Source organism: Rhodohalobacter sulfatireducens (assembly GCF_022012475.1).
In the GTDB taxonomy this organism is placed as follows: Bacteria; Bacteroidota; Rhodothermia; order Balneolales; family Balneolaceae; genus Rhodohalobacter; species Rhodohalobacter sulfatireducens.
This window is the reverse complement of the sequence record NZ_JAKLWS010000001.1, coordinates 1-12836: the sequence shown is the minus strand read 5'-3', so window position 1 is coordinate 12836 and position 12836 is coordinate 1. Positions and strand designations below refer to the sequence as shown.

Annotated in this window: 10 protein-coding genes and 1 pseudogene; 7 read left to right on the top strand and 4 right to left on the bottom strand. The window is 42.3% G+C overall.

Going from position 1 to position 12836, the window contains the following annotated elements:
* Positions 1 to 24 precede the first annotated feature (24 nt).
* The 3 genes from L6773_RS00055 to L6773_RS00045 all read right to left on the bottom strand — a co-directional run bounded on the left by L6773_RS00055 (position 25) and on the right by L6773_RS00045 (position 4558).
* Positions 25 to 294: an endonuclease domain-containing protein gene (locus L6773_RS00055; RefSeq protein WP_237851785.1), complete on the bottom strand. Its 270-nt coding sequence runs from the start codon at positions 292 to 294 to the stop codon at positions 25 to 27.
* 135 nt (positions 295 to 429) lie between these two features.
* Positions 430 to 2583 (bottom strand): methylmalonyl-CoA mutase, encoded by a 2154-nt coding sequence (gene scpA, locus L6773_RS00050; RefSeq protein WP_237851784.1) that lies wholly within the window; start codon positions 2581 to 2583, stop codon positions 430 to 432.
* Positions 2570 to 4558, bottom strand: a complete 1989-nt coding sequence (locus L6773_RS00045) for a methylmalonyl-CoA mutase family protein (protein ID WP_237851783.1) — start codon at positions 4556 to 4558, stop codon at positions 2570 to 2572. Before L6773_RS00045 ends, scpA begins: the two co-directional genes overlap by 14 nt.
* Positions 4559 to 4827: 269 nt before the next feature.
* Between L6773_RS00045 and L6773_RS00040 the strand changes: the two genes are divergently transcribed.
* From L6773_RS00040 to hemW, 6 genes are all read left to right on the top strand, one after another.
* Positions 4828 to 5994 (top strand): acyl-CoA dehydrogenase, encoded by a 1167-nt coding sequence (locus tag L6773_RS00040; RefSeq protein ID WP_237851782.1) that lies wholly within the window; start codon positions 4828 to 4830, stop codon positions 5992 to 5994.
* A gap of 254 nt (positions 5995 to 6248) precedes the next feature.
* The gene (locus L6773_RS00035) at positions 6249 to 7514 is read left to right on the top strand and encodes a PAS domain-containing protein (protein ID WP_237851781.1); all 1266 of its coding nucleotides are present in this window, start codon (positions 6249 to 6251) and stop codon (positions 7512 to 7514) included.
* 52 nt (positions 7515 to 7566) lie between these two features.
* Positions 7567 to 8001 carry a SufE family protein gene (locus L6773_RS00030; RefSeq protein ID WP_237851780.1) on the top strand — a complete coding sequence of 145 codons (435 nt, stop codon included), beginning with the start codon at positions 7567 to 7569 and terminating at the stop codon, positions 7999 to 8001.
* A gap of 75 nt (positions 8002 to 8076) precedes the next feature.
* Positions 8077 to 8694, top strand: coding sequence for a DsbA family protein (locus tag L6773_RS00025; protein WP_237851779.1), 618 nt, complete (start codon positions 8077 to 8079; stop codon positions 8692 to 8694).
* Between the two features lie 119 nt (positions 8695 to 8813).
* Positions 8814 to 9362 carry a gamma carbonic anhydrase family protein gene (locus L6773_RS00020; protein ID WP_237851778.1) on the top strand — a complete coding sequence of 183 codons (549 nt, stop codon included), beginning with the start codon at positions 8814 to 8816 and terminating at the stop codon, positions 9360 to 9362.
* 101 nt (positions 9363 to 9463) lie between these two features.
* Positions 9464 to 10597, top strand: coding sequence for a radical SAM family heme chaperone HemW (gene hemW, locus L6773_RS00015; protein ID WP_237851777.1), 1134 nt, complete (start codon positions 9464 to 9466; stop codon positions 10595 to 10597).
* Between the two features lie 21 nt (positions 10598 to 10618).
* Here the strand turns inward: hemW and L6773_RS00010 are convergent, their stop codons facing one another.
* Positions 10619 to 12442 (bottom strand): MXAN_6640 family putative metalloprotease, encoded by a 1824-nt coding sequence (locus L6773_RS00010; protein WP_237851776.1) that lies wholly within the window; start codon positions 12440 to 12442, stop codon positions 10619 to 10621.
* Positions 12443 to 12545: 103 nt separating this feature from the next.
* Here L6773_RS00010 and L6773_RS00005 point away from each other — a divergent pair.
* Positions 12546 to 12836: pseudogene (locus L6773_RS00005) on the top strand (rhodanese-related sulfurtransferase); the annotation flags it as partial.

Sequence of the window (12836 nt, the reverse complement as noted above, 5' to 3'; positions counted from 1 at the left end):
AAATCCAAGAAAAAGAATTCCGCGTTACTCCAATTCTTTTTGTCTTTCTAAATCCTCTTTGGAAGTTTGGGAGTGATCATGGGTACTTCCGTCAACTTCAATGGCCAATTGAAGTTCATGACAGAAAAAATCTACTATGTAGTTGAGTATTGGAATTTGTCGGTGAAATTGATATCCAAGTTTTCGCCCTCTAATTTTTTGCCAAAGAAGGACTTCGCTCAATGTCATATTTTTCCTCAGCTTTCTTGCCAGTTTCTTCAGCTTTGGATTGTAAGGATGGATTTTGTTAGGCATAGGTTGTTGATTTTAACGTGCCAGATCTCCCCTTGAGGGGAGTCCGCCTTTAGGCGGGAGGGGTGTCCTGATGCATTCAGTATTCCCGAACACCCCTCTTATAGACTCGCTAAACGCTCGCCAATCTGTCTCCCCTCAAGGGGAGACAACACTCTCTTTATCCAGCAAAATATGCAAAATCTTCTTCGCTGCCTCTGGAATAACCGTCCCGGGGCCGAACACAGCAGCCACACCTCTATCATACAGATATTGGTAATCCTGGTTAGGGATCACTCCGCCAACGATGACCATAATATCTTCACGTCCATATTTTTTTAGTTCTTCAATAACTTGAGGGACCAGTGTTTTATGGCCTGCGGCAAGACTGGAGACACCAAGAATATGAACATCGTTCTCTACGGCTTGCTTTGCGGCTTCTTCGGGAGTTTGGAAAAGCGGACCAATATCTACGTCAAATCCAAGATCGGCAAAGCTGGTTGAGATCACTTTTGCTCCCCGGTCGTGACCATCCTGACCCATTTTGGCTACCATGATTCGCGGACGCCGTCCTTCTTGCTCTTCGAATTTGTCGGCAAGTTTTTGGGCTTCCTCAAACTCTTTGTTTTTCTTCATTTCAGATGAATATACTCCTGATATTGATTTAATGGTTGCCTGGTAACGGCCGAACTCTTTCTCCATCGCCATGGAAATTTCTCCGAGGGATGCACGATTTCGGGCCGCATCCACAGCTAGGCTCAAAAGGTTACCTTCACCGGTTTCTGCACATTTGGTAATGGCATCCAACGAGCGCTGAACCTCTTCCTCATCTCTCTCAGACCGTAACTTTTCAAGCCGTTCGATTTGAGAATGACGCACTTTCTCATTATCCACTTCAAGAATATCAATCGGTTCCTCTTTTTCCAACCGGTATTTGTTCACGCCAACAATGGTTTCTTTGCCACTGTCAATTCGTGCCTGTTTCTTGGCAGACGCTTCTTCGATGCGCATTTTTGGGATCCCGGTTTGAATCGCTTTGGCCATACCGCCGAGCTCTTCAACTTCTTCAATCAGCTCGAGTGCACGTCTTGCAATCTGGTCCGTCAAATATTCCACGTAATAAGAACCGGCCCACGGATCAATTGATTTCGTAATGGCGGTTTCCTCCTGCAGTATGAGTTGTGTATTCCTGGCAATCCGGGCTGAAAAGTCCGATGGAAGTGCAATCGCTTCGTCTAATGCATTGGTGTGGAGTGATTGAGTATGTCCCAACGTTGCAGCCATTGCCTCAATAGCTGTTCTGGCAACGTTGTTAAACGGATCTTGTTCGGTAAGGCTGTAACCCGATGTTTGACTGTGAGTCCGCAGAGATAGTGATTTTAGATTTTTGGGATTGAACTGTTTCATCAATTGGGCCCAGAGCATTCTGCCGGCGCGAAGCTTAGCAATCTCCATGAAATGGTTCATGCCGATCGCCCAGAAGAATGATATTCGTGGTGCAAAATCGTCGATATCTAATCCGGCTTTAATCCCCCGACGCACGTACTCCAGGCCGTCTGCCAATGTATAAGCCAATTCAATATCGGCCGTAGCTCCGGCTTCGTGCATGTGGTAACCACTTACACTGATGGAATTAAAACGCGGCATATTCTGGGATGTATACTCAAAAATATCCCCGATAATTCGCATGGAGGGTTCGGGCGGATAGATGTACGTATTCCGAACCATAAACTCCTTGAGAATATCATTTTGGATGGTGCCACTCAGTTTCTCAGTGGGTACACCCTGTTCCTCTGCGGCAACAATGTAAAATGCCATAATCGGGATTACGGCACCGTTCATGGTCATGGAAACAGACATCTCGTCCAATGGAATCTGATCGAACAGGATTTTCATATCCAGGATTGAATCGATAGCAACACCGGCTTTTCCAACATCACCGCTGACCCGCGGGTGATCGGAATCGTAACCGCGGTGTGTCGCCAAATCAAAAGCAACAGATAACCCTTTCTGACCGGCTGCCAGGTTTCGCCGATAAAATGCGTTAGACTCCTCCGCCGTTGAAAAACCGGCATATTGACGAATTGTCCATGGCCGGCCGGTGTACATGGTTGAGTAGGGCCCACGCAAATAGGGCGGTATACCGGCAGCATAGTCGAGGTGTTCAACGGATTCAATATCTTCCGCAGTAAACCTCTGTTTCACCGGTATCTTTTCCGGAGTCTGCCAAATATTTTCCTTAGTTGTTGAAGAAGTACTCTCTTTTATCCCGTTTGGATTGAAGGGGATCTTTGAAAAATCAGGTCGTTTCATGGTCTTTCTCTATTTTAAACAAGTCATTTTGAATATTGAGCAGCAAAGCAGGGATGTCCATGCCTTTGTGTATGAACAGATCCATTCCCGCTGCTCGATAACTCTCTTCATTATCTCCAGGATGGCCCGCAAGGATGCAGATTCCTTTATCAGAAAAAGCATCACAGAAAGGTTCAACAAACTCTTCGTACTCTTTGTCTGAACTGCATAGAACGAATAGATCAGCTTCGCCGAACTCAATTTTTTCTGCAGCTTCATCGATTGAATCATATCCGGTCGGATGATCAATTTTAAACCCTCCGCATCCCAGGGTGTTGTGTGAGAATGTAGCCCGGGCGTTTCGCCATTTTACATCCCCAACCGGTACAAGGTGAACAACCGGTTCAATTTCTGTTTCTTCAGAAAGAGATTTTGTTCGAAGGCGAATCTCATCAAAGACAGATCCTAATCTCGTTTCCTCTACAACCTGGTAGAGCACCTTTTCAGGTTTCAGCATGGCCTCTATCACGTCGCCAACCGTTGCTTCATTTTTAAAAGCATTTTGGAGTGATTGGATCAGATCTTCGGATGAATCATCATGCTCGAAATCAGTTAGTTCGAGTGAATCTGCAAATGATTCTGCATCGATTGTATCGGGAAGCTCTTCCTCAGCGTTTGCATAATAGTTCGTGCCAACCAACACTTTTTTACCTTGGTTTACAGCTTTTTCTCTTTCTGCTTTGGAGCGATTAATAACTTCCTGGATCGATCCGTTTTTGAGTGATTGCAGAACTCCGCCTTCATTTTCAATCGTTTGAAAATACTCCCAGGCCTCTTTGGCGATGGTTGAGGTGAGGTTTTCGATGTAATAGGAACCGGCAGATGGATCGGCTACTTTATCAAAATGAGATTCATCCCGAAGGATGTACTGAATATTTCGGGCAATCCGTCTTGAGAAGTTTCCGGGCGTTGATTCTAATGTGTTATAAGGATGAACCATCAGTTGATTCACTCCACCCAAAACGGCCGACATCGATTCGGTGATGGTTCGTATCAGGTTGTTGTGGGGATCGGTAATGGTTTTGTTGGTTTTTGAGGTCTCCGCGATAACGGTCAACTTCGGCGGGTTTTCGAAACCGTATGCCTCCATCAGTTGATCCCAAAGAAGTCGTATCACACGTAATTTGGCTATTTCCGGGAAATAGAGTGGTCCGGCAGCAAGCCGTACAAAAATTTCATCTGCAGCGCTTTCCTTTTTTTCTTCATCAATTAAAGACAGGTACTCACTCGCTGTAGCGAGGGCCAGTGCCAACTCCTGAACAATAGTTGCGCCCGTTCGATGATAAAATAACCCATCGGCACACAGCGTTTTATAGTTTTTTTGATCAACAAGCTGATTAACGATCTCTTTTAATTTTTTTTCATCGAACGGCAGTCGTCCCCGTTCTGCTATGTAGGTAAAGGGATCAAAAACAAATTTTGGATTGTTGAACTTTTCCGGATGATTATTCATCATCGCCACAAGTGCGGGTGTGGTCATTCCGGAGTCGAAAGTAAACTCCACGGATTCAGTATCAATACCGTCCATCAGCCGGTCTAAATCAGCTTGTTTCTGGATTTGTGTTCCGTACATATCCCCGCCAAGCATGCCCGATTTCCAGGAAGATTTTGACCGGATTTGAAAAGATGCGGAATCTTTCTCAATGGCTGTTTTCATAGCCTCATTTGCATCACCCGGCGCTGTCTCATAGATAGGTTCGCAGCATGTCCACCCGGTTCTATCAATTATCGTTTTTTTTGCATTATGCTCAAGGTTTTGCAGGTCTTCTTGGGTGTAGAAAGGCGCGGCAGTAAAACCTTCATGAGAATTCCAAAAGAGCTTGCTTTTATAATCAGCCCCCTTCAGATCTTGGTTTATTTTTTCTTCCCACTTGATTTTAGATACCGGCTCAAAATCCCACAACCTTTTTTTCTGTCCATTCTTATTGGTTGTCATGGTCACTCTTTAGTTTTATGAACCTTTTATTTAAGATAATCAGACCCGTTGTTTTTCGCTAAAAAATTACTTGATTTACGTGCGATAAACCGATCTGAATTACATATATTCAAACAAAATTTTGGTTGCTAAAATCAGCATCCATCACATTTTGAAACAATGCTGAACGGCTTAGCATTTACGGAAATCAACAAGAGGATATGGCTGTTGCAAGAGTAAATACAAAAATTGAATATATGAGATAGCCAACAAATCAAAATCAAATGGATATGGCAGAGTCAAAAGAAAAAACGCATCCACTGACCCATTTAACGGAAGATGAACAGATGCTGAAAGATGCCGCGGCAGAATTTGCTGATACGGTCATTCAGCCCAAAGTCCGGGAGATGGAGGAGAACGCAAAACTCGATCCGGAATTGATCCAACTGTTTTTTGATATGGGTTTCATGGGGATCGAAATCCCCGAGAAATATGATGGCGGAGGGGGAACATTTTTTATGGGTATTGTGGCTATCGAACAGATTTCGCGAGTGGATGCATCTGTAGGTGTTTTTATGGATGTGCAAAATACCCTCGTTAACAACGCTTTTCTAAGGTGGGGATCTGATGAAGTTAAAGAAAGATTTTTGCCTCCGTTAGCAACTGAAAAAGTAGGTGCCTACTGTTTGTCTGAAGCCGGTTCGGGAAGTGATGCTTTTGCTCTGAAGTGCTCAGCTAAGGAAGACGGCGATTCATACATTTTGAATGGCACTAAACTTTGGATTACTAATGCAGCTGAAGCGGATATTTTCCTTGTGTTTGCAAATATCGATCCTGATAAAGGATATAAAGGAATCACCTGTTTTATAGTGGAGCGGGGAATGGATGGTTTTTCTATCTCAAAAAAAGAGAACAAGTTGGGAATACGGGCTAGTTCTACCTGTGAATTGACATTTGAAGATGTGAAGGTTCCAAAGGAAAATATTCTTGGAGAAGTTGGAAAGGGTTATAAAGTAGCCATAGAGACTCTGAATGAGGGAAGAATTGGTATAGGAGCCCAGATGATTGGCATTGCACAGGGCGCATACGATGAAGCCATTCGATATACAAAAGAACGTAAGCAGTTTGGAAAATCTATCTCTGAGTTCCAGGGTGTCCAATTTCAATTGGCAAAAATGGCAACCGAACTGGAGATGGCACGCCTGTTGGTATACAATGCTGCCCGAAAGAAAGAAGCGGGGCAGTCGTTCCTGAAAGAAGCAGCCATGGCTAAATATTACAGTTCGGAAGTAGCAGAAAAAGTAAGCTCAATGGCGGTGGATCTGTTTGGGGGCTACGGTTATGTAAAAGAGTACCCTGTGGAAAAGTTCTACCGTGATTCTAAAATTGGGAAGATTTACGAAGGTACTTCGAACATGCAACTACAAACTATTGCCAAGATTATTTTAAAGGAATGAAGAAATAAATCAACAGTTTTTCAATCATTGTGTGAGTAATAAGGGCTAATAATCAACTTTCAAATAGTTCAAACATTCGATGATTACAGAAGCATTGTTTAACTTTTTCAACTAAATTGGATTTTTTCGGAATGATTTCTAAACGAAAGTGTGTTTCAAACATGTTTATAAAGTATAATATGGGCGAAATATTGGGAAACCAGCCTCTCAGACAATAAATCGGAGTTTTTTAGTAACACAATCACGCGAAAATTATGGCAAATATTCAAGAATTTTTAAAATCATGTAGCAAAGACGAAGAATCCTACAGAAAGCTAATTGAATTTGTTCAGGATATCGTTGACGAAAGAGAGGAAGCCAAAAAACAATTAAATTTATTAGAGAGTGCTATTCGAAGTGATTATGACTCAATTGTAATTACGACACTTGACCTGGAAAAACCGGGCCCAAAAATAGTCTACGTAAATGATGGATTTACCCGGATGACCGGTTATTCAAAAGAGGAAGCAATTGGAAATACACCGCGAATCCTTCAAGGTCCCAAAACAGATCGGAAAGTGTTGGATACTCTGAAGAAACGACTCAAAGAGGGGCAGGCCTTTTTTGGTCATACTGTGAATTATCGAAAAGATGGCAGTGAATTTATAAATCAGTGGGATATTCACCCGCTTACAAACGAGGATGGTGAGATTACTCATTGGGTTTCTTACCAACACGATATCACCGAAAGAAAACGGTCTGAAAAGAAAGTTGTGGATTCCAAGATTGAATTCGATAGTCTTGCCGAGGAATCTAAAAAAACATTGGTTGATATCGACGAGCAAGGCAATATCATCACATCAAACAAAGCATTCAGAGATCTCATTGGATTTGATGATGAGGAGTTGAAGAAGTTTAAAATCTGGGAACTATTGACTGATGAACAGATTGAAAATTTCAAGCACCGGTTTGATAAATTTAAGCCCAGTGATTTTGATGGTTCATCTTATGAGCTGAAAATCAAAAATAGTAAAGGAAATTTCATAGAAGTTAAAATGAAAACACGCTTGCTGGAGATAGATGATCAAAAAGTTGTTCGCGCTTCTTTCGAAAATAAGTCTCTCCAAAAACGAATTATGGCGATGCTAAACAAGCGAAATGAATCGTATCGAAATTTGTTTGACACCATGCGTGAATTTCGCTACAAGCTGGTTCAAAACGATGATCAGAATTTTGTTTTTGAATATGTTTCAGAAACCTTTCCGAATATTACAGGAATATCCACAGATGAAGCAGAGGGTATGCTTCTGAAAAATTTAGTACATAAAGATGATTTCCAAAAAGTTGAAAACCATCTTAGAAATGTGCAGGAAGGCAAACCGAGTACGGAGCAATTCCGAATCGTTATGAAAGATGGCAGTTATTCAGAAGTAATTGATTACGCTAAACCGGTCTGGGATGCCGAAAATGCATCTGTTGTAGGAATTAAGGGGTCAACTTCTACTGAGATTTCATCTGCCAAAGAATCTACTAAAACCTAATCTTTTACGTTAACAATTCGACACCCGTTCATAGAATTCTTACCTTAGAAATATGACTATTGAAGAAAAACAGGATCGAATTGCACGACAATTTGAATTGCTGGGCGATTGGCCCGAGCGATATAAGTACATCATAAAACTGGGGCAGAAACTGGAACCGCTTGATGAAGAACTTAAAGTGGAGGAAAACCTGGTTCGCGGATGTCAATCGCAGGTATGGCTGGTTACCGAGCAAGATGATGATAAAATAATTTTTAAGGCTGATAGTGATGCTGCCATCACGAAAGGATTGGTGGCTATGCTTGTGAATTTCTATTCGGGCGAAAATCCGGAAACAATACTTCAAACCGATCCGGAATTTATCGAAGAGATCGGGATGCAGCAGCACCTTTCACCCACACGATCGAATGGACTGGCGTCTATGGTGAAGCAGATGAAGATTTATGCGATGGCCTACAAAAGTAAAATGGGACAATCCGTACAGTAATTCACTACAATTTTCAGTAAACTTTAGCTGCCTCTACCGGAGGGCCTGAATAAATAAAATTAGAAGTTATCTATTATGAATAAGAAAGTAATACAGTCAGTTGCATTTATTGCCTTTATCGGGGTTGCCATTACAGCCTTGTATTATGGAGGTGTTTTTGGAAATTCATCCACTCAAACGCAGGAAAATGCTCCGCGCCAAGCACAGGAAGTTAGAATTTTAAAATACAGTGATTACCAGTGCCCGGCCTGTAAGGTTTATATTCCCCTGGAAGAACAGCTGAAAGCTGAGTATGGTGATATGATTGAGATTGAGTACCGCCATTTTCCATTGAGAGGACATCAATTTGCTGACCTTGCTGCGAGAGCGACAGAGGCAGCACGCGAACAGGGTAAATTTGAACAGATGCACGACTTGGTATTTGAGTACCAGGAAGAGTGGTCTCAAGGTGGAGCCCGGGAGTATTTTTTTGATTTTGCTGAGCAGATCGGGTTGAATATGGATCAATTTGAAAACGATATTGAGTCTGAACAGATCCGGCAAAGAGTGAACAGTCAGCTTCAAGAGGGATTGAGACGAACAGTAAATTCAACGCCAACTTATTTTATGAACGGCCAGAAACTTCGACAGAATCCCCAAAGTTACGAGCAGTTTAAAGCGATTGTTGAACTTTATATGTACCGCTCTGAATAATATCAAGTTGAACGGGCAGCTTGCTCGTTCACCAATCAACTTTACATTTTATAGTTCTGTCACGGCACTTAAGCACATTAAATTTTTGAAAAGCCGGACAAGCTGTCCGGCGTACTTGTATGATCTACGAATTTTTAAATAAATCTCCACAGTTTGATGATAGTGTGTTTGTGGCACCCAGTGCAGATATCATCGGGGATGTGACCATTGGCAGTGAGAGTTCCGTTTGGTTTAATGTGACGATCAGGGGAGATGTAAATTGGATCGAGATTGGTGAAAAAAGCAATATCCAGGATAACAGTTGTATCCACGTAACCAACCAAACCAATCCAACCAAGTTGGGAAACCAGGTTACTATCGGCCATAATGCCACAATTCACGGGTGTACCATCCACGACAGAGTTTTAGTGGGTATCCAGGCAACAATTTTGGATGATGTGGTGATAGAACCGGATGTTATGATAGCGGCCGGGAGCCTTGTGCCGCCCGGGAAAAAACTGGAATCCGGATTTTTATATATGGGTACGCCGGCAAAAAAAGTGAGAGAACTTACCGAGGAAGAGATTCAGCATATCGCTCAGAATGCAGAAAATTACGTGAAATACCAGCGCACATATCTCCAGGTAGACAAATATGATGAAAATCCTTTCTATAAAGCTAAAGAGTGAGAGAAACCCAGGAAGGTTTGTTTTTTAAAGTTCATCTCATTTGGAATAATTACTTATGCTGAAAAGAAACTTCGAGGGTTTAAGAATCATCAATCTGAAAAATGTCCGGAATCTATATCCACATACCATTCTGCAAACAAGCATGCAGTTACTGTGATTTCTATTTTCTTACGCGAGACAAACTTCGTCAACCCTTTGTAGAGGCTCTTTTATCTGAAATCAATTCATACGGTGATACTAAATTTTCTAAGGAGATAGTCCGTACAATCTACCTGGGTGGAGGAACCCCCTCACTTCTAAATAACAAGCAGCTTGAGAGCATTTTTGGAGCACTGCACTCGGTATTTGATATCGATGCTGAAGAAATTACGATGGAGCTGAACCCGGATGATGTTACCCGGGATTATCTATCTATGATCCAGGATTTAGGAGTAAACCGGGCAAGCATGGGTGTTCAGTCATTTGATAAGAAACTGCTGGAGTTTATGCACCGGGCACATAACCCGGAAGAAGCTTTTTCTGCACTTGAAGCCTTACAAAAAACAGGTTTTCCAACCTTTACAGCCGATCTTATTTACGGAAACCCCGGCCAATCAGTAGAAACTCTGGAGCAAGATATTGACAAACTTCTCAGTTTTGATCCACCTCATATTTCCGCTTATTCTTTGACTGTAGAACCCAAAACCAGGCTTGGAAAACAGGTAGAACTTGGACGAATTGATCCGCCGGATGATGACCGCGTGTCGGAGCAATTTGATGTGGTTCGTACTCAACTAGCCGCAGCCGGAATAGAGCAATACGAGGTAAGCAATTTTTCCAAGCCCGGTAAGGAGGCTGTTCATAACAGTAATTACTGGAAACATGAAAATTATATCGGGTTCGGGCCGTCTGCTCACTCTTTTTGGTGGGATGAATCGGGAGCAAACCGCTGGCAGAATGAAGCCAATCTAAAAAAGTATCTGAATGAAGCCCCGGAGGATTATCGAGAGGAAGAAGAAACGTTATCAAAAAATACACTCGCAGAAGAGCGATTAATGCTGGGTCTTCGAACAAAATGGGGAGTTTCTGAAATAGATCTTAAACAGAGTTATGGATACAGTTTCACTGATTCACAGTGGCAATGGATTGAAGATCAGGTTGAGAAGGGATTCATGGTAACAGAAAACAGTACATTAAAAATGACTTCGGATGGCTTAAAGATATCCGATCACTTGATTGTTGAATTACTCTCTTGATTGATAATATATTCAGCTGAGCTATTTCACCAATACCATTTTTCGAGTTACGGCAGTTTGGTTAGTTACAATCCTGTAGAAATATACTCCTGATGCCAAACCGGTTCCATCGAACCGAACGGTATGAAACCCCCGGCCGAGCTGCTCGTCAACCAGCGTTGAAATTTTTCGGCCGATCCGATCATACACCTCAACAACCACATCCTTTCGTTCGGTGAGAGCAAATTCGATGGTGGTGACGGGGTTAAAGGGATTTGGATAGTTTTGAGTAATCGTATCTTCTTCCGGAATTGTAGAGCTGACAGTTAGATGATATGTACCGCTGCTTTCTCTGTGAGTATTAACAACCGCAATTCGCATATCAATCAGATCATCCCAGGACCATGTGGTTTGAAGCGATTGTGAGCTGGAATTTGGATTCGCCATAAACTCTATATCGATCTCCCCGTTTTTAAAAAAACCAACCACTCCAATCCCGATACCATTGATGTCGGATTCCAAGAATATGGATGGCTGCCCGGGTGTAATGTTTGATGGAACGACCTCCAGGTAATCTGCGGCATGAGAGCGTAAATACCGATTTGTAACGCTGTCCGGCGGCTGTGTGAGTGTTTTAGAGAAATTTGCTGTTGGATACTCTGCACTCTCATCAAATCCAAAACCGGGTGTCATAAAATTGGGTCCGGCCACCATATGCCACATATGATTCATCAGGTGCTCATGCGGGAAATTTGTTTCATACAATTCCAATGCCTGGCTCACGGCGTCGACAAACGGAATCAGGTTTTCGCTTTTATCCGTATTCAGGTAATCGGTTCGGATGATATTCCAGACATCTACCCAGAACGTTGCACCAAAGGTTTCAAAAAAATAGAGCATCCAGCTTACGTGATTGTACGATCCTGGGATAGGACTGTCCGGGTTTCCGAAAATAGATGATGGCCTGGCTTTTCCATGATCCCAATCATTTTGTTGATCATCATACTGCATTATGTAATTGTAGTAGTCGTTCACGTCATCAAATACGATCTCCTCCATCAGGGTAGCGTCCATTTCAGACCAGGCCGTATTCCCTGACTCACCCTTCCAACGGTTATTTGCGTACTGGATGGCATGTTTTATTTCATGAGCCATGGTTGCATACAAGGCTCCAATTTGATTTCCCTCCGGATGAGTATTTTCGGGGAATCCTTCAAAATTGCTGTGGATATTAATAGAGGTTGTTGAACCTGATGATCGTGTGGTACCATAAAATCCAAAATCTAAAAAATAGATCTCGTAAGGATCGGATTTTAAAAAATCCATAAAACCTATGTTTTCAACCTCGTGCCGGTAGGATGAATCGGCGGCAAATGCGGCTTTTTCAATGTAGTCGGGAATACCGGAGTTATCTGCATCTTCAAGAGGAACTGAATCCTCACCTTCAACTTCGTAATGAAGAATAAAATTACCGGATGGTGAGATATGCGATAGCATATCAAAAGAAGATCCTGGGGAGGTTATCAATTCAATTTCTTTTACGATGGCAGGATTCAAATCATTTCGTAATCTTTCAAACTCCATCAAAACGGGAGTCAAGCAGCGGATTGGAGGGTTCTCTCTACTCTCAGTTTGATACTTTACATTTAACCGTTCAGGTGCAAACCCCGCATAAATTGATTGCAGTATTGCCTCACCCCTTGAAATATTCCCCGACTGAACTTCCTGGTTGATGGCAGAAAGGACCGGATGATTCAATCCATTGACATGTTGATGACTTTGAGCTTGCAGCAGAGGGGAGAGCTCTGTAAGCAAGATCACACAAAGGAGTGTAATGAAACCGATCTGTTTGAAAATATAACTCATGGTTTCCAAACGGAGAGAGAGTTTAAAACTTGTTTGAAATCATCGTAAATTATGAATTCGCGAAGGGTTTAACGAATACTATTTACAACTGTCTGAATTATTTATGAAATACGAAGTTATTCTTTACTACAATTTTGAGCCGATAGAAGATCCTGAAACATTTTGCAATGAGCACAAGCAAAAGATGAAAGATCTTGGTGTAAAGGGACGAGTGTATATCGGGCAAGAGGGAATTAACGGGACATTGGGCGGTACACCCGAACAAATTCAGAACTATAAAGAGTTCTTGTGGAGTATCGAGGGTTTTGAAGATACACAGTTTAAAACCGACGAGGATGACACTGTTCCATTCGCAAAACTGATCTGCAAAGTGCGCGATGAACTTGTGGCTATT